Here is a 17,334-nt window from a genome sequence, read left to right as displayed (position 1 = left end):
ATAGAACTTAATTACGATTCAAATTAATAAGTAATTGCGCTTTCTTCAAATTTACTGAAGAAATTTTAGATTCCCATAATGCTGCGTTAGTTACATCGTTTAAAATTTGATATGCCGTATAATATAAAAAAGCTACAAACGACTCATTATTTGGCTCTATGCCTTCAGCATCCATTCGTTTTAATTGTCTGAGTACCTTTTTTGGTCGTTTTAAAATTAAATACTGTTGAAGGTCTAAAAGCGCTGCACGTTGTGTTAACGCCAATTGATCTTCGGTTGGCTGCGTGGCGATAAATCCTGTAGCTTCATTTAAATAAATAATTCCTAAATCAATGAATTCTGATCTTATTTTATCTTTCATATACAATGAAAAGTCAAAATATTTTGAAGCCAAATAAAATGAAGAATAGAAATCCCTTTGAGTCTTATAACCAATTAACTCAGTTGAAACATAATCAGTATTTAAAGCATAATTATTAATTATAGTTGTGATATTTTGAAAACTCTCTGGATCACTGGACACATTTAAAATGTTACCATTAACATCCATAATTTTTATAGAATCATCATTAAACTTATTAATATACTTTTGTGATCGCTTATCCTTTATTTCACCATATAAGTCTGCATATTTATACTCACTAACAATTACGGGTACAAAATGCTCCCAGATTATAGGACTTATAACCTCACTTTCAAACAAACTTTCTATATAAATAGTTTTCCCATTCTCGTCATTGGCTAATACACCATATGGATATTTGGTGCTTTCCTCCCAAACCATCAACACCATTTTGTTTTGAGTTAAGGCTAGTTTTTGAGCTATATCTAAATTGGTCATCCATGCTTGAGAATGCGATAGATGGAAAGCAAATAATAGAAATAGAACGTTAATAATAAATTTATTCATAGTCTTTTTTTTAATTCAATTAAGCATCAAAAATTATTCCGAAGGCAGACTTATTATAACGGAATTCTCTTTTTCATTTCCTCTACAATATTATACGCTGCTGGACAAATAGCGACATTCTTCAACGTTAGATTAGAAATTTGCTGAAACTTTTTTCGGTCAGTATGCGGAAATTCACTGCATGCTTTTGGTCGCACGTCATAAATTGAACAGTAATTATCCGATCCTAGAAATGTACAAGGTACGGATTGTAATACATAATCGTTTTCTTCATCCAAGCGCAAATACGTTTCAATGAATTGCTGCTCTTTCATTTTAAAGAACTTCGAAATCCGCTGAATATCTTTTGGCGTAAATAAAGGCCCTGTTGTTTTACAACAATTTGCGCATTCTAAACAATCTGTACGTTCAAACTCCTCCTCATGCAACTCTTGCATTAAATAATCCAACTGCTTTGGCGGTTTCTTTTTTAGCTTCGTAAAAAAGGTTTTATTCTCCTTATGCTTATCTTTGGCGAGCTTAGGAAGATTATTAATTTGATCTTGCATAAAACAAATTTAATTAAAGTTCTCGATACAATTTCGATAAAAATGGAAATCACTCGAACTAACGAATAACTATGAGTAAAGATCTCTTTGGAAAAGCATTATTAGATTATCAGAATGGCAAATATTCTGAGGATATCATCACATCTACAAATATTTCAGATGAAGACTCCTTACCACTTCCTTATTTATTTAGAAGTTATTCTGAAATGCCAAAACTAGAACAAACCGCGTTGCAATTATCAAAAGGAAAGGTGTTGGATGTGGGTTGTGGAGCTGGAAGTCATGCGTTATGGTTACAAGAAAAAGATGTTACAATAAAAGCGATTGACAGTTCAAAAGGTGCGGTTGAAGTCGCTATGAAACGTGGTGTATTAAATGTTGAATTAAAACCACTTTTAGAAGAAACCGAACATTTTGATACCATTTTACTATTGATGAATGGTACAGGGATTTTTCAAGAATTATCACAAGTAGCTCACTATTTGAAGCATTTGAAATCGCTTTTAAATCCTGATGGTCAAATTTTAATAGACTCTTCTGATATTTCTTATATGTACGAAGATGACGATGGAGGCATGTGGCTAGACCTCAACCAAGGCTATCCTGGAGAATTAGATTATTTCCTGTCATATAAAGCCGAAAAAGAAACCCCTATGAAATGGTTGTATCTCGATTTTGAAACGCTGAAAACAGCGTGTTTAACCGTTGGTTTGAAGTGTGAAAAGGTTATGGATGGTGAGCATTTTGATTATTTGGCAAGGCTCTTTTAGTGGCTATTTCACAAAGTTCCACAAAGAAGGCACAAAAGACACCGAAGTGTATTTAAAATTAATTCGATACTTTTAAACCTATGGATGAGAATAAATTATCACATATCATTTTAGGCTGTGCAATAGAAGTGCATAAACAACTTGGATCAGGATTATTAGAATCAGCTTATCAAGAGTGTTTATTATATGAATTGAAGAAAGCAGGTCTTGCTGTTATAAAAGAAAAAACATTACCTATTGTTTAGAAAGACATAAAGTTGGATCATGGTTATAGAATTGATTTACTTGTCGAAAACAAAGTAGTCATAGAAATTAAAACTATTGAAACGTTCTCTGATGTTCATTTAGCACAAGTTTTAACCTATTTAAAACTTGGAAATTATAAATAAGGATTGCTTTTAAACTTTCATGTCACCACACTTAAAAAAGGAATACGACGCGTGATTCTATAAAAATTTCATTCAAGAGTCATTTTCTTTGTGGAGCTTTGTGCCTTCTTTGTGGAACTTTGTGCAACAACATATAATTACTGCACCTCACCACCAACCACAGTCGTCAACACCTTAATATTAGGAATCTGCTTAGCATTCACCGTCATAATATCTTTATCCAAGACAATAAAATCTGCAAACTTCCCAACTTCAATACTTCCTTTTTCATCCTCTTCAAAATTAGAATAGGCTGCCCAAATCGTCATACCTTTTAAGGTTTCTTCTCTAGTTAGTCCATTTTCAATCTGAAAACCACCTTCAGGATACTGTTCTAAATCTTGTCTGGCAACAGCAGCATAAAATGTTAAAAACGGACTTACTTGCTCCACAGGAAAATCAGTTCCTAAAGCGACTTTTCCGTAAGCTTCCAACAATTGCTTATAGGCATAAGCTCCTTTTATACGTTCTGCTCCTACTCTATCTTCTGCCCAATACATATCACTCGTCGCATGGGTTGGCTGAATGGATGGCATTACATTTTTATACAACTCAAAATCCTCAGGTGATACAATCTGTGCATGTTCTACACGCCAACGTCGGTCTTCTTTTCCCGCTAAAACTTTATTATAAGTTTGCAATACGGCATGATTTGCTGAGTCTCCAATCGCATGTGTATTCATTTGAAATTCGGAATTTGCAATACGCTCCGCGGACTGACTTAATGTTTCTAAATCTGTCACTAACAAGCCTAAATGGCCTGGTTTATCAGAATACGGTTCTCTAAGCATGGCTCCTCGAGATCCTAAAGCTCCATCGGCATAAAATTTAAAAGAACGCACGTTTAGTCGGTCAGTCTTAGTAATCCCTTGATCTAAAAAATAATCTAAATTATCTTCAGACGCAGATACCATCGCGTAAATACGCATTTTTAAATCACCTGTGTTTTGAAGACTATCAATAATTTCAATCGCTTCTTTAGTTAATCCCGCATCATCAACCGTTGTTAAACCAAGATCGAAACATAATTTTTGTGCTTCTAACAAGGCATTCGTCATATCTGCTCTAGTCGGTCTTGGCCAATGTTCCATCACTAAATATTCAGCATTATCTATGAGAATTCCTGTAAGTTTACCATTTTCAATCACAACTTCACCTCCTTCAATTTTACTATCCACAGTTACACCTCCTAAGTCTAGTGCTGCTTGATTGACCAATAAGGCATGGCCATCAATACGCGTTAAAGCCACTGGAGTGTTTGGGTATAATTTATCTAACAAATTTTTATTCGGAAACTGTTTGTCTTCCCAGTCGTTTTGATCCCAACCTCTTCCTAAAACAAAATCATTGTTGTGCTTATTTTGAAAATTCAACACGCGTTTCATCATTTCCTCAAAACTTTTAGAACCAACCAAATTGGCGACTTGCTGGTTAAAACCTAATCCTAAAAAGTGGCAATGTGCATCTATAAATCCCGGAACAATGGTTTTACCATCTGCATTTAGTGTATCGTTGGCTTTGTACGTCTTCTCTATTTCGGAGGTGGTACCAACGGCTATGATTTTTCCATCTCTAACAGCAAATGACTCTGCTTTACTAAAAGCATCATCAACCGTATAGATATTTGCATTAGTGACGATTAAATCTACTTGTTGTTTATCTTTTTCACACGAAAAGATAGCACAAATAGCGGCTAACAAGATTACCTTTTTACTTCTTTTAATAACGTTAGTAAATGAATGATTATAATGCTGAGATTTCATTTGTTGCTGGTTTAGTGATATGTAAAAATAAGAAAAGCGCTCCAAATTGGAACGCTTATAAATTACAACAATAAAATTAACAGATTACTTCACGCTGTTCGCAATGATCTTTCTGTTTAAAAATCAAACTGATAAGTGGCTCCAGCAAGCACTTGTATACCTTGCACTGGGAAATTTAACCAACGTTCGTAATTTTGACTTGCGATGTTATTGGCTTTACCAAAAACAGACAACTGATCGTTTATTTTATAACCGACATGGGCATTGATATCAAAATAACTATCTAAAGAGACTGTTGTAACTGTATTATTCAATGCGTTTAGTTCATCTACAAACAGTCTCTGATCCTTACGTTCACCTACAAAGAACAAGCTTGATCCAGCGAACCATTGTTCAGAAATTTGATAATCTAAGAATAATGAGGCTTTTAGATCTGGTAGGTTCCATGCTTCAGATTGGTTATCTGTATTATACGCAAAAAACTCTCCTTTTAAACCTAAAGTAAAATTTCTATTAAAGTCTACATTCAACTCACCTGCTACTGAAAAGGTGGTCACATCATCATAGGCTACGCTGAACGAATTTCCATACTGATATTCCCTTAATGGATCATTTGAAGCCGGATTTGATTTAAACAAGGCTTTATTCTTTTCTGAGGCATAGTTCGCTTTTAAATTGTAACCGATACTATTTGTCAGTTTCCCTTTTACACCAACAAACGTTGTATACTGCTGATCGGTGGGTGTAATGAATAAAGACGGAGACACAAATGGATTTTCATTTACGAAATCATAATAAGAATTCTGGATTAAATCTCCTTTGAGTCCACCAAAAGCAATTAATAATTCATCAACTAAACGGTAAGATGCTTCAATATTTGGATATATATAAAACTTACTCTCACTAAACTCTGTATCATTAAGATAGACTAATTTCACACCTAAATCTAAGGTTAAATCATCTTGAGTCATTTGGTAAGACGGTGCAAATCCTAATGACACATTTCCATAATTAATTTCAGCTGTATTCGCTAAATTTCTATCAAAAGTGCCACCAATATAATCGACTGAAAGTTCTGCATTAATAATTTCATCTTGAATAGGAAAATCAAAACTAGTTTTAGCAACTAATCTATTTTCTCCAGAATCATTAATATCTCCAAAACGTCTAAATCGAAGACTTGCATCTTTAACAATAGCATCTTCAAAATCAATTTTACCACCAACGTAAAAGTCATTATAGGTCTGGCCAGCATCAAGATCATCTAGATCATTTTCCAAATAATAATCTTGAGAGACACCATACCAATTGTAGGTTTGCAAATTAAATCCACCATCTACTTGCCATGTAAAATCTCTATCACTTTTTTTATAGTAGGCATTCAACTTCGTTTTAGAAAAATTATCATCTAACACCAAATCATCTATACCACCTTGTGATGAATGATGACTAAAATAGCCTCCCACATTTTCATCTCTACTTAACTCATGATTGAGATAAACCTCACCCAATATAGTGGTGTAAGACCCAAAACCTACTGAAGCATAATTATCATATAATTTTATAGCTTTGGCTCTATCTACAGTTGCCGCCTTACCTTTAGCAGGTGTAAAGGTTGAGGCTACTGGAATTGAAAAAATGTTATACTTAATTTCCTTTTTCTTTACCGCATTTGAATCATTCAATTTTGGATGATCCTTAATTTTAAAAGCATCCGAAATTGTTGGAGTATATGGTTTTATAACGTTAACCGTTTGGTCTGCTATAGTATCTGTTTCTTGAGCATGACTAAAAGTTAAACTTAAAGTGAAAATTGCTAAGATTATATGTTTAATTTTCATGTGTATTATTTTGATTTGATTGAAACTATCTAACTCTATAAACCAGTTAATATCTGATCGAATTCCCCTGGCTGTAAGGGATCACATTCTGCGAAATTTTGTTCAATAGATGGATTATTAGTGAATAAACAAAAGAAACCTGATCTTTTGAATATTTGTTCATTTTCTACAACAATTTTGTATTTATAAGTTCCATCGGCTAATCCATCTACTCCAAAATACCCCTGAGTTTGAACAGGAAAAAAATTATTAAAACCTGAACCATAATCAGTACTTTGAAACACAACCTCATCATCAATAGAATAAATAGTAACTTCATGATTATTATATAATTCTATATTTTCTATTTGAAAATAATCATTGATTCCGTCTCCATTTGGCGTAAAAATATTATCAGCTATTATGTCACCTTGAGATTGATCTAAATTGTCTACATCTTCACCAAATGCAGTTAATCCAGAACAACAACCCGAGAACACATCTTCTTCTCCTTGATTATTGTCATCATCTCCACATGAAATGACTAGAATCGTCAATAGTAAAAATGATATATATATTATGAAACTTTTAAATTTTATCATTGCTTGTGATTAGTTTTTCGAATTTCGACTAAGCCATTTCTGCCTTCGCAGGAATTTAGTTGTCATCCGTTTCAACAGATGAATTTGTTTTAGCCTCTTCGGCTTTTATTTTGTTTAATTCTACTTTTGCCTCATTAACAACCTCTGTAAAATCTGGGAAGTTGCTTATCACACTTTCTAAAATATAAGTCGCTTGAAAAGCATCGCCTAAAGCATAAAAATTCTTAGCCATTACCACCAACCCTTTTGCACTAAACAATTTATAGCTTCCGTAATCTTTAGCTAATCTTTGAATGGTTGTATTTGACGCTTCGTACTCTCCTGCTTTATTTTTAAAATAACCATTGTAAAAAAGAGCTTCTGCAGCAACACTTCCTGTAGCAATTTTTTCAACCTCTGCATAAGCGGTTTTTGCTTTGTCCTCGTTTCCTGTTTTTATCGCTGAACGTGCAATAATTAATTTAGCATCACTTTTTACTTTGTTATCTAAATTAGAATTGCTCAATACTTTTTCCGCATAGCGTTCGGCTTCAACATAATCATCCGTTTGATAATAGGCATTCATTAAGTTAGATTGTGCATAGATGATATTCTGTGGATAATCCGCTTCAGTCTCTAATCGTTGCAATATAGGAACCGCCTTTTCCCAATCCGATTTACTTAAATAAATCTCACTCAGTTTTACTATGGCTTGTTCTGTATATTCAGATTTAGGTGCCTCAGCAACGGCTTTATAATGTGGCTGTGCATTATCAGACAAATCCTTTTTGTAATACAATTGCGCTACATAGAAATGTGCTTTTAAACTGTGAATGCCTTTTGGAAACTGTGTCAAATAATTATTAAACTGACGAATAGCTTTATCGGTTTCATTATCTAAATACGGTTTTTCTGCCGCTAGATATGTGGTGTTATCTAGTTCTACATCAGAAATTTCAACATAATCCAAAGTTCTTACCCAAGTGGCATATTCATCAACTTTTCCTAAATCTATATAAATTAAACGAACGGTTGAAACTGCTTGAACTGCTTCACCAGAACCTGGAAAATCCGTCGCTACTTTTTTGAATTTTGTTAACGCACGTGTATTATCATTTCCATTATAATACACTAAACCTTGACGTAATAAGGCTTTTGAAGTAAATGCACTTGTTTTGTATTCCGAATTTAAACGATCATACATTTGCATCGCTTTATCTGTATCGTTAGATTTTACATAAGAATTTGCCAACTCATACATAGCGTCATCTCGCAATGCTGATTTTGGATACGTGTTTATAAACGAATTTAATGCTGAAATTTTATCAGAACCCTTTCCCAAATAACCTTCACTCATAGCCACTTGAAATGCTGCATAGTCCGTTTCAATTTCATTAATTTGAATAGCCTTTTTATAAGCCGCAATAGCATCATTATATTTACTAGACACAAAATAACCATCAGCTAATCTCAAATAAGCATCATTTTGACGTAATCTATCATTCTGCTTCTGCGCTATAAATTTTTCAAAATAATTAGAGGCGTTTGTATAATCCTTCAACTTAAAATAGGTATATGCTAAGTTGTAGTTTAGATTTTCGTTTTCTGTTAAACTTGAAGACTCACTAAACCCATCAAACTGTTTAAATCCAATTAACGCATCGTTGTAATTGGTTAAATTGTATTCGGTTTCTGCTTTCCAGAACGTGGCTTTAGCAACAAACATCGGATCTCTAGGTTCTTTCAATGACCCATTAAAAAGCGTTAAAGCGTCGTTATACTTGTTTTCATTATATAATTCAACCGCTCTAAAAAAGGCTACTTTTTGATAAGCCGCTTTATTTTCAAAACTATTTTTACCTTTTAAAAGTTCTAAGGCTTCTTTATAATTCTTCGATGTAATGTATGAATCTATTAATAAGGTTTCAACTTCATCTTTATAATTCGTGTTTGGATATTGCTTTAAATACCCTGTTAATACTTGAGGAACGGATTGGTATGGATTTCCAATATCATAACTAATCTTTGCGTAATTCAACCAAGCATCTTCTTGAATTTTTAAATCATAGTCCATTTGCGACGCATTTCTAAACGCGTTTAATGCTTCTGGTTTTTTTTCTAAATTAATATAACTCTCACCTAAATGATAATAGGCATTCTGTGCCACAGGATTATCTCCTCCAATAATTTTATTGAATTCTGAAATGGCACTTTCAAAATCATTTTGTTTGTAATGTGCGTAACCTAATTGGTAATAATCGGTATTACTCCATTTTCGGTCCTTACCTTTATAGTCTTTTAAATACGGAATAGCTTCAGCATACTTTTCAAGATTAAAATAACTTTCACCAATAATTTTTGATAATTCAGATTTTTCAGCTGCATTACTTTTTGGCAATTGTGCTTCAGCTAGTTCAATAGCTTTTTCAAATTTTCCTAACTTGAAATTTAAATCGGCTTGATAATACGATAACTTCTCTTTATACTTTTCGTTATCGCTAACTTGATCAAAATATTCATTCGCGGTATCATAATCATCACCTTGATAGGCCATAAAACCAATGTAATATTTTGCTTGTGAACCGTATTCCTTCGAGTTTACAACACGATTTAAATATTTAGTCGCTTTCTTTTCGTCTTTAGTAGAATACAAAGTGTAACCATAATTAAAGTTGAAACGTTCCTTTTCAGCTTGTGCCATATTACGCTCATCTACTCTATCGTACCACTTGCGTGCGTAAGCGTATTTTCCGTTGTTAAAATAATAATCCGCTACATCTAAAAAGGCGGTATTCTTTTTAGTGCTTGTTGGATAGTCTTCTACAAATTCTGTAATCAGATTATCTGCGTTATTTTGATTTAAACGTACAGCACAATTGGCAATATAATAGGCACAGTCGGATTGTATAGTAGCATCGTCTGTATTTAACTTTACATCGTCAAACAAGGACTGAGCAGCTTTAAACTGGTTATTATTATATAGCGTTAATGCCTTTTGATAATCTTGTAAATCATTCGTATAGATGGCCGATTTTTGCGCCATACCAACTGAAGAAATTATAAGGAAAACGATGATTAACTGTCTTTTGAAGTACATCATTTGATAAGTGTTTTATTGATGATTTTTTGTTGTTGCAAATATAATTCAATACCAAATCTATAACGATAGAAATTGTTTATAATTATACACGGAGTTATTAAAAATAGTAAGTCGTGTGAAGCACTCAGAAATAAATAGTGCCTTTTTTAGTCCTAAGGCGATTGATTTAATTCAGTATTAAGTTGCTATGAAATCCTATTATCTCTCAGTTTTTCTGTAAATTGGCAGCTTATTTAGCATCAATTACCCTGATAACATTTCAGACTAACAAAACCTATATTTTGAACAGAATAAATCAAAAACTAGACCAAAACAATAAACTGCTGTCTATATATTTCACAGCAGGCTATCCAAAAATTAACGATACTGTTACTATTATTGAAAACCTCGAAAAAAGTGGTGTAGATATGATAGAAATCGGATTACCTTTTAGTGACCCTTTAGCTGATGGCCCAACCATACAAGCTAGTTCTACTGAAGCTTTAAAAAACGGAATGACAAGCGAATTGCTATTTGAACAACTCAAAGATATTCGGAAAACGGTTTCCATTCCCTTAATCATTATGGGCTATTTTAATCCTATGTTACAGTATGGTGTTGAAGCCTTCTGTAAAAAATGCCTAGAGGTTGGTATTGACGGACTCATCATTCCAGATTTACCTGTAGATGTTTACCATTCAGAATACAAAGCTACGTTTGAAAAATATGGCTTAATTAATGTCTTATTAATTACACCTCAAACATCAGAGGAGCGCATTCGTTATATCGATTCGGTTTCTAACGGCTTTATCTATATGGTAAGTTCGGCAAGTGTCACAGGAAGTAGTTCTGGTTTTGGAGCTACACAAACAGATTACTTTAAACGCATCGCAGACATGAAACTAAAAAACCCACAAATTGTAGGTTTTGGTATTTCAGATAATGAAACATTTACGCAAGCTACCCAATATGGAAAAGGTGCTATTATTGGTAGTGCTTTTATTAAATATATAACCACAAGTGGCATTGACAATATTGATACGTTCATCACATCAATTCGTCCTAAGTCTTAAAATAGTTTAACATTTACCTTCAAGACTTTATGAAAGCATTGTGAGACTAGGGCTTCTAAGTTTTTTATATTATGGTGAATCTAAAAAATGATATATCATGGGAATTATTAAAGACAGAAAGAAATTTAAGATTAGTAAGAAGCAAACAAACCCAACCAATCCAACGGGTAATGTAAATCAGAAAACAAATGAGTTTGACATTGACAAGACAACAATAAAAAGTCAACAGATCAAAAAATAATTATTATAACTAAAAATTGTAAAGTCTATTCATATCTTTGAATAGACTTTTTTTTATAGCATGAAACTACTCAACGATTGGCGCCTTATCATCTTACTTTGTTTAACCTTAGGCTTAGCTCCATTTTTTCCAGAACCACATCTTTTAGGCAAAATAAGATGGATTGCAGGAGGAGCCAATGGCATGACGCTAAAAGATTGGTTTGATGTGATATTTCACGGATTTCCTTTTGTGTTACTACTAAGATTAATTATTGTAAAAATCACCAGAAAGAATGCCGCTTAACATCGTCCTCATAGAACCCGAAATCCCAAATAACACTGGTAACATCGGTCGGTTAGCATTAGCTTCAGGATCCACATTACATTTAGTAAAACCTTTTGGATTTGAAATAGATGACAAACGTTTAAAACGTGCAGGACTCGACTATTGGCAACATCTAGAAGTCATCTACTACGATAATACCAAAGACTTCTTCTCAAAAAACAGAGATGCTAAAATGGTCTTTTTATCTAGTCATGGAACAAAATCGCATTGGGAAATTACATTTGAAGATGACATGTTTTTAGTTTTTGGCAAAGAATCTGTCGGCTTGCCTAAACCACTAATAGAAAGCCATAAATCACAACTTTTTAAAATTCCGTTGTATAGCGAATCTATACGAAGTCTCAATTTAGCCAATGCTGTAGGCATCATTGTATATGAAGGCTTACGGCAAATAGAGCAAAGTTGAAAAACTATATTTACGCTCAAAATAAACTGTAAATAACCATCTTAAAATAATTGCGTCTTAAATGGTTTTTGTAACTTTTCCAGAACAAAAACTCAACATTTGAAACACTCAAAAACGTACAATTTTTTTTCTGAATTTGGTCAAATTACTTTAGGCATCGTATTAGCCAGTATTGGTCTAAAAGCATTTTTATTGCCTAATGGTTTTTTGGATGGAGGCGTTACAGGAATAGCATTACTCGTTAATGGTCTACTCGGCATAAATGTATCAGTATTACTAATTATTTTTAGTTTACCATTTCTAATTCTTGGTTATTATACGGTATCTAAGCGTATTGTTATTAAATCTATCCTTAGTATTCTAGGTTTTGCATCATTAATTCATTTTGGGGATTATGGAACGATTACAGAAGACAAACTACTCATTTCAATCTTTGGAGGCTTGTGTTTAGGTGGAGGTATTGGCATAGCCATTAGAAATGGATCGGTTTTAGATGGTTCAGAAATTTTAGGAATTTACCTTAATGACAAGTTTGGCCTCAGTATTGGTAAAGTTATTCTTATGTTTAATATTGTGCTATTCAGTATTACGGCATTAGTCGTTTCTGTTGAAATTGCACTCTACTCTATTCTCACCTATATTGTGACAGCAAAAGTTACCGATTTAACTATTGAAGGTTTTGAAGATTTTATTGGTGTTACTATAGTATCTAACGAATATGCAGATATTAAACATGCCATTATGATTGAATTAGGTGTAGGATTAACCACCTACAAAGGTTCTAAAGGATTTGGAAGTAATGGACCTCAGCAAGATTTTGATATTATTCACACCATTATTAATCGTATAGACATAAAAAAAATGCATCGTATCATTGAAGACATAGACGAAAATGCTTTTATCGTTGAGTTTGATGTTAACAATGTTAAAGGTGGTGTATTACGACACTATCTAGATAAGAAAAAAGGCAAAACCTTAGGAAAAATATGAAACATCCATAACCAAATTTACTTCATTATGTCAATATTAACATGGATAAACCATGTGACCGTTAAAAAGCATTAGAAATAAACACACGAAACGAGCATGTTCAAAATTTTATCACTCAAGAAAATGATAAATAGCCAACAACATGTGTTTAAAAAAAGCAATAAATAATAACCTATGAAATACCACATTATTATTAATAGCGTAAAAACAGTTGATGAGCTTAAAGACGCTTGGACAAATGAAGACTATATTGTTTTATTAGAAAAATTTGGGTTAGAAGACGTTAGCGAGTCTTCAACCTCAGAATTAATAGAATTGTTGTTTATGGGCATTTCAGATTTTGAGCCAGAAGAAGCAGCTGCTATACTCTTAGATTACAAATTATCCGATCAACTTAATGAAAATCAGATTGAGCAAATTTCGCATGAAATGTTACTCGATAAAATATCTGAAGAATATGCTGATATTAGTTTGCATCATCAACTATTCAATATCAACCAATTGCTTCATAAAGCCTATAATGGAACATTTCCAAATGCAAAAGCAACTGTAGTTGAATTTGAAATTACTCCTAATAAAGACATTACTAAAGAAGTTGTTCTAAAAGCGTTTGATAAAACTTTAGCCAATAACAGCGTAATTAAACGATTATTCTCCAATCACCTCGCCGGAAAAGAAGAATTTAACGAAGCTGAATCTATAGTTTGGAAATTAACAAAAATTGATGACAACTCTTATAGATTAATTACTTCAGAATATTGGATGAGTAGAGATGAATTCAATGATGCTGAATTTGACGTCACTGTAATTGAGTTTGAAGACGACGAAGATTAATTCTTATTCTTTTTTAAATAGTCTAAATACATAGTCTCAACCTTAGTTCTAGCCCAAGGTGTGCGCCTTAAAAACTTTAAGCTCGATTTTACTGACGGATTTTCCGTAAAGCAACGAATCTTTATTTGATAGCCCATATATTCCCAACCATAATGCGCTTGTAATTCAGTAATAATCTGTTCTAGCTTTACTCCGTGAAGTGGATTGTTGGGTTGTGTAGACATAATTCTGTCATTCCTGCGAAAGCAGAAATCTAATATTATTTATAATTAAAGTCAATTACTGCCTACGCAGGAACGACAACAAATTTACAATTTTATTAATACTATAGTGGTAGTACGACATAGTAGCTACTGCTATTATAAATCTTTTACTAATTCCTTAATCTTAACCGCCTTTTCAAAATGATCTAATTGCTGGGTTTTTATCCACCACGTTGCAGCTTCCATTAACAATTCTGGATTATCATTTTTATTTTTAAAGAATGCATAAAATGAAATGCCTACATTAGTCCCTTTTTGAGACACCTTTTTATCGCAAACTTCTAGAATTTTTTCTTTTAAAACTGAAGTCATGGCTTAACGTCTACTATCGTTGTTTCTACTACGACTTCTACTTTTATTTCGGTCTGAACTCGAGCTTTTAGACTTCCCTGAGTTTCCCGAATTTTTATTATTAGAACCTCTTCCGCGTCCTTGATTTCTATTCTGACCTGGTTTTATAGGTTCTGTTGAAGCATTAGGATCGGGTTCAAATCCTTCAAGGATTTCAACTTCAATCTTCATATCAATTAATTTCTCAATATCTCGCAAATATGTCGTTTCATCTGCGCTAACCAAAGAAATAGCTTCTCCACTGGCTCCTGCTCTACCTGTTCTACCAATTCTATGCACGTAGTCTTCAGAAATATTAGGTAATTCAAAATTTATAACATGTGGTAGTAAAGGAATATCTAAACCTCGCGCTGCAATATCTGTAGCTACTAAAACCCTAACCGATCCATTTTTAAATCCGGCTAACGCTTTTGTTCTTGCTCCTTGACTTTTATTACCATGAATAGCAGCAGCCGTAATACCAGCACTAATCATTTTTTTACAAAGCTTGTTGGCGCCATGTTTTGTTCTATTAAAAACTAGTACTTGTTTCCAATTACCTTCAGTAATTAATTTAATAATTAAGTCTGTTTTCTTGCCTTTAGCAACTCTGTAAACCTTTTGTTCAATAACTTCAACCGCTGTATTTTCTGGAGTCGCTTCAACTTGCACTGGATTATTAAGAATTGAATAGGCTAATTTCTTAATATCTTTAGAAAACGTTGCTGAGAACATCAAATTTTGTCGCTTAGCTGGCATTAATTTCATAACGCGTTCAATATCACGCAAAAACCCCATATCTAACATACGATCGGCTTCATCTAAAACAAATATCTCTACTTTATTTAAAGATAAAACTCCTTGATTTTCTAAATCTATTAAACGTCCTGGAGTCGCCACTAAAACATCGACACCTTGACTTAATTTATTGACTTGCGGTTTCTGGTTGACTCCACCAAAAATAACCGCACTTCTTATATTTAAGAACTCGCTATACTCTTTTACATTCGCAAAAACTTGCGCTGCCAACTCACGTGTTGGAGTTAAGATTAAAGCTCTAATAGGTCTGTGCCTTTGAGCAGTATGATCAGACAACAAGTGAAGCAACGGTAGTGTAAAACCAGCCGTTTTTCCTGTTCCGGTTTGTGCTGAAGCTAAAACATCTCTTCCTTCTAATACAGGAGGAATGGCTTTTGCTTGAATTGGAGAAGGTGTTTCGTATCCTTTTTTCTGGATAGCTTTAAGTAAAGGCTCAGATAGGCCCAAAGATTTAAATGACATATATAAAGTTTATGAAGCAAACTCTATAATTTATTATTCCTTACTTGAAATAGTATTTAGGTCACTCCTTTAATTTGGCGCGAAGTTACAGCTAATTTCTTGGGAGATTACGATATTGGCAACTTATTATGAAACAGGTATGTTCAATATGCTAATTTACACGCGTTTAATTAATAGCGAATAGCATGCCTATGTTTACTAAAGCTGAAGTAAGATCCTAAAATGGCAGAAAACATAAACACATGAGCCTCAAAACTTTTACCTTGTTATAGTTTATTTACCTGTTATCTTTACGGGATATCGGTAATAAAAGTTATTATATAACTAGTTGGCAACAATCTTAAAATGAAGTTCCTAATGAAAAACAGAACAAAGAATTGGATAATTAAACTATTCAAACTAACTGACGAAAAATCCGCAGAAATGTTTGAAATGGAATCTAAAATTCTATTCTGCATTAAACAAATTGAAAAAATGTCTGAACTTAAAGCAAAATCGTTTGACATTAATTATCAATCAATCTACAAAACTAAAAGTGGTTTTGAAAAAGCACTTAAATCAAATAAGGAATTAGTTTATTGCTTTGTCGGTTTTAATTCTGAAACAACCGAAACATATTTTTCTATCAGCAATCAAATGTTGAATCTAAAAGAGAAACCTGAAAAATCAACAATTGACTTTTGTCTACAATTAAGCACAGAATATTGTAATGAAAAATCAATTTTAGAATTTAATAGAATTTTAATTGACGAATTAGGTTTTGATTATGGATATACAACAAAACTTGACTCGAATTTTGATTCAGGAACTGAAAGAAAAATGAAAAAAGGATTGTTTTCAACTTCCGTTAATATTTTAGAAAAAGACCATACTTGGAATTCAAATAAAGTTGAAATTCTAAACGGAATAATAAAAAACTTATATCCAATTAATTATATAAACGAATCACATTTAACGAATTCTGGACAAAAGAAAATTATATCGGAATTTGGAATTTTGAGCAAAACGAATAATCGAATTTACTTATGGAATTTAACCGATTTAAATATTGAATACCTAAAAAAGACAAAACGAACTGAATTAAAATTAGTTGAATAAAAAGCCAAATTGCCAACACCGTATAAACTTTATTGCTCGTTCTAGTCCACCCTTAAAATTCCTTAGGAATTTTGACGTTCGTGTTTTATTTAGTAAATTCACTACTTAAACAAACCATATACAACAACATTGGCCGTAATCTAGAAAATGAGGAAACGAATATCAACAAATACAAGAAATTGGAAATATGTTCCAATTATTATTGGAATTTTAATGGTTGGAATCGCTATTAAAATTTTGACTGAAAATAAGGATGACATTTTAGCAATCGGAATTTTGACTATATTTATTTTCCTACTTACTGGATTATACTTTGTTTTTGATAAAGGTAAATCAATTGAATTTGACAATGAATACTTGTTCATTTCATCAAAAAATTCAGATGAAAAAATATCCTTCAAAAATATTCTGAAAATAAAAAAAACACTTGCTGAAATTAATGATCGTGACATATGGAAAATATATTATCGAGATAGGAATAATATTAAAAAGTCCATTAGAATATGGCCTCGCTGGAATTCAAAATATTTTGAAGAATTTAAGAATATTGCGTTAAAAAATAATAACGACATAGAAATTAAAAGTTGAATAT

18 protein-coding genes and 1 pseudogene are annotated in these 17,334 nt (G+C 32.6%); 10 read left to right on the top strand and 9 right to left on the bottom strand.

Features of this window, described 5'->3' with window-relative positions:
• Nucleotides 1-7 precede the first annotated feature (7 nt).
• Complete coding sequence (locus HM992_RS08405) at nt 8-910, bottom strand: hypothetical protein (protein ID WP_179319347.1); 903 nt, start codon at nt 908-910, stop codon at nt 8-10.
• A 53-nt stretch (nt 911-963) separates the two neighbouring features.
• The gene (locus HM992_RS08400; RefSeq protein WP_178984561.1) at nt 964-1,458 is read right to left on the bottom strand and encodes a YkgJ family cysteine cluster protein; all 495 of its coding nucleotides are present in this window, start codon (nt 1,456-1,458) and stop codon (nt 964-966) included.
• A 71-nt stretch (nt 1,459-1,529) separates the two neighbouring features.
• Between HM992_RS08400 and HM992_RS08395 the strand changes: the two genes are divergently transcribed.
• Both HM992_RS08395 and HM992_RS08390 read left to right on the top strand, forming a co-directional pair.
• Complete coding sequence (locus HM992_RS08395; RefSeq protein WP_179319346.1) at nt 1,530-2,228, top strand: class I SAM-dependent methyltransferase; 699 nt, start codon at nt 1,530-1,532, stop codon at nt 2,226-2,228.
• Nucleotides 2,229-2,308: 80 nt separating this feature from the next.
• Nucleotides 2,309-2,617 (top strand): annotated as a pseudogene (locus HM992_RS08390) (GxxExxY protein).
• Between the two features lie 137 nt (nt 2,618-2,754).
• On the opposite strand, the gene HM992_RS08385 reads toward HM992_RS08390, so the two are convergent.
• The 4 genes from HM992_RS08385 to HM992_RS08370 form a co-directional block, all read right to left on the bottom strand.
• Nucleotides 2,755-4,419 (bottom strand): amidohydrolase, encoded by a 1,665-nt coding sequence (locus HM992_RS08385; RefSeq protein ID WP_179319345.1) that lies wholly within the window; start codon nt 4,417-4,419, stop codon nt 2,755-2,757.
• A 116-nt stretch (nt 4,420-4,535) separates the two neighbouring features.
• Nucleotides 4,536-6,260: a porin family protein gene (locus HM992_RS08380; protein ID WP_179319344.1), complete on the bottom strand. Its 1,725-nt coding sequence runs from the start codon at nt 6,258-6,260 to the stop codon at nt 4,536-4,538.
• 35 nt (nt 6,261-6,295) lie between these two features.
• Nucleotides 6,296-6,841 carry a T9SS type B sorting domain-containing protein gene (locus HM992_RS08375; protein WP_179319343.1) on the bottom strand — a complete coding sequence of 182 codons (546 nt, stop codon included), beginning with the start codon at nt 6,839-6,841 and terminating at the stop codon, nt 6,296-6,298.
• 55 nt (nt 6,842-6,896) lie between these two features.
• Nucleotides 6,897-9,920: a tetratricopeptide repeat protein gene (locus HM992_RS08370; RefSeq protein ID WP_179319342.1), complete on the bottom strand. Its 3,024-nt coding sequence runs from the start codon at nt 9,918-9,920 to the stop codon at nt 6,897-6,899.
• Between the two features lie 281 nt (nt 9,921-10,201).
• Here HM992_RS08370 and trpA point away from each other — a divergent pair, with 281 nt between their 5' ends.
• From trpA to HM992_RS08340, 6 genes are all read left to right on the top strand, one after another.
• The gene (trpA, locus tag HM992_RS08365; RefSeq protein WP_179319341.1) at nt 10,202-10,972 is read left to right on the top strand and encodes a tryptophan synthase subunit alpha; all 771 of its coding nucleotides are present in this window, start codon (nt 10,202-10,204) and stop codon (nt 10,970-10,972) included.
• A 97-nt stretch (nt 10,973-11,069) separates the two neighbouring features.
• Nucleotides 11,070-11,213: a hypothetical protein gene (locus HM992_RS08360; RefSeq protein ID WP_178984554.1), complete on the top strand. Its 144-nt coding sequence runs from the start codon at nt 11,070-11,072 to the stop codon at nt 11,211-11,213.
• Nucleotides 11,214-11,273: 60 nt separating this feature from the next.
• On the top strand, nt 11,274-11,498 hold the full coding sequence (locus HM992_RS08355; RefSeq protein WP_179319340.1) for a hypothetical protein: 225 nt from the start codon (nt 11,274-11,276) through the stop codon (nt 11,496-11,498).
• Nucleotides 11,488-11,946 carry a tRNA (cytidine(34)-2'-O)-methyltransferase gene (locus HM992_RS08350; RefSeq protein ID WP_179319339.1) on the top strand — a complete coding sequence of 153 codons (459 nt, stop codon included), beginning with the start codon at nt 11,488-11,490 and terminating at the stop codon, nt 11,944-11,946. Before HM992_RS08355 ends, HM992_RS08350 begins: the two co-directional genes overlap by 11 nt.
• A gap of 99 nt (nt 11,947-12,045) precedes the next feature.
• Nucleotides 12,046-12,936, top strand: a complete 891-nt coding sequence (locus tag HM992_RS08345) for a YitT family protein (RefSeq protein WP_179319338.1) — start codon at nt 12,046-12,048, stop codon at nt 12,934-12,936.
• Between the two features lie 174 nt (nt 12,937-13,110).
• Nucleotides 13,111-13,770: a hypothetical protein gene (locus HM992_RS08340; protein ID WP_179319337.1), complete on the top strand. Its 660-nt coding sequence runs from the start codon at nt 13,111-13,113 to the stop codon at nt 13,768-13,770.
• Here HM992_RS08340 and HM992_RS08335 read toward each other — a convergent pair.
• From HM992_RS08335 to HM992_RS08325, 3 genes are all read right to left on the bottom strand, one after another.
• On the bottom strand, nt 13,767-13,994 hold the full coding sequence (locus HM992_RS08335) for a VF530 family protein (protein WP_179319336.1): 228 nt from the start codon (nt 13,992-13,994) through the stop codon (nt 13,767-13,769). The genes HM992_RS08340 and HM992_RS08335 overlap by 4 nt on opposite strands.
• A gap of 135 nt (nt 13,995-14,129) precedes the next feature.
• The gene (locus tag HM992_RS08330; protein ID WP_179319335.1) at nt 14,130-14,345 is read right to left on the bottom strand and encodes a DUF6500 family protein; all 216 of its coding nucleotides are present in this window, start codon (nt 14,343-14,345) and stop codon (nt 14,130-14,132) included.
• A gap of 3 nt (nt 14,346-14,348) precedes the next feature.
• Nucleotides 14,349-15,644, bottom strand: coding sequence for a DEAD/DEAH box helicase (locus HM992_RS08325; RefSeq protein ID WP_179319334.1), 1,296 nt, complete (start codon nt 15,642-15,644; stop codon nt 14,349-14,351).
• A 357-nt stretch (nt 15,645-16,001) separates the two neighbouring features.
• Here HM992_RS08325 and HM992_RS08320 point away from each other — a divergent pair, with 357 nt between their 5' ends.
• Nucleotides 16,002-16,742, top strand: coding sequence for a hypothetical protein (locus tag HM992_RS08320; protein WP_179319333.1), 741 nt, complete (start codon nt 16,002-16,004; stop codon nt 16,740-16,742).
• A gap of 147 nt (nt 16,743-16,889) precedes the next feature.
• Nucleotides 16,890-17,330, top strand: coding sequence for a hypothetical protein (locus HM992_RS08315; protein ID WP_179319332.1), 441 nt, complete (start codon nt 16,890-16,892; stop codon nt 17,328-17,330).
• The last annotated feature ends 4 nt before the right edge of the window (nt 17,331-17,334 follow it).

Source organism: Winogradskyella helgolandensis (assembly GCF_013404085.1).
GTDB classification, from domain to species: Bacteria; Bacteroidota; Bacteroidia; order Flavobacteriales; family Flavobacteriaceae; genus Winogradskyella; species Winogradskyella helgolandensis.
The sequence above is the reverse complement of the archived record's forward strand: the minus strand, read 5'-3'. Positions and strand labels throughout refer to the sequence as shown.

Coding starts and splice junctions, on each gene's coding strand:
- HM992_RS08380 (WP_179319344.1), bottom strand. CDS start 6,260: ATGAAAATTAAACATATAATCTTAGCAATTTTCACTTTAAGTTTAACT.
- HM992_RS08335 (WP_179319336.1), bottom strand. CDS start 13,994: ATGTCTACACAACCCAACAATCCACTTCACGGAGTAAAGCTAGAACAG.
- HM992_RS08395 (WP_179319346.1), top strand. CDS start 1,530: ATGAGTAAAGATCTCTTTGGAAAAGCATTATTAGATTATCAGAATGGC.
- HM992_RS08325 (WP_179319334.1), bottom strand. CDS start 15,644: ATGTCATTTAAATCTTTGGGCCTATCTGAGCCTTTACTTAAAGCTATC.
- HM992_RS08315 (WP_179319332.1), top strand. CDS start 16,890: ATGAGGAAACGAATATCAACAAATACAAGAAATTGGAAATATGTTCCA.
- HM992_RS08340 (WP_179319337.1), top strand. CDS start 13,111: ATGAAATACCACATTATTATTAATAGCGTAAAAACAGTTGATGAGCTT.
- HM992_RS08375 (WP_179319343.1), bottom strand. CDS start 6,841: ATGATAAAATTTAAAAGTTTCATAATATATATATCATTTTTACTATTG.
- HM992_RS08330 (WP_179319335.1), bottom strand. CDS start 14,345: ATGACTTCAGTTTTAAAAGAAAAAATTCTAGAAGTTTGCGATAAAAAG.
- HM992_RS08405 (WP_179319347.1), bottom strand. CDS start 910: ATGAATAAATTTATTATTAACGTTCTATTTCTATTATTTGCTTTCCAT.
- HM992_RS08350 (WP_179319339.1), top strand. CDS start 11,488: ATGCCGCTTAACATCGTCCTCATAGAACCCGAAATCCCAAATAACACT.
- HM992_RS08385 (WP_179319345.1), bottom strand. CDS start 4,419: ATGAAATCTCAGCATTATAATCATTCATTTACTAACGTTATTAAAAGA.
- HM992_RS08370 (WP_179319342.1), bottom strand. CDS start 9,920: ATGATGTACTTCAAAAGACAGTTAATCATCGTTTTCCTTATAATTTCT.
- HM992_RS08355 (WP_179319340.1), top strand. CDS start 11,274: ATGAAACTACTCAACGATTGGCGCCTTATCATCTTACTTTGTTTAACC.
- HM992_RS08360 (WP_178984554.1), top strand. CDS start 11,070: ATGGGAATTATTAAAGACAGAAAGAAATTTAAGATTAGTAAGAAGCAA.
- HM992_RS08400 (WP_178984561.1), bottom strand. CDS start 1,458: ATGCAAGATCAAATTAATAATCTTCCTAAGCTCGCCAAAGATAAGCAT.
- HM992_RS08320 (WP_179319333.1), top strand. CDS start 16,002: ATGAAAAACAGAACAAAGAATTGGATAATTAAACTATTCAAACTAACT.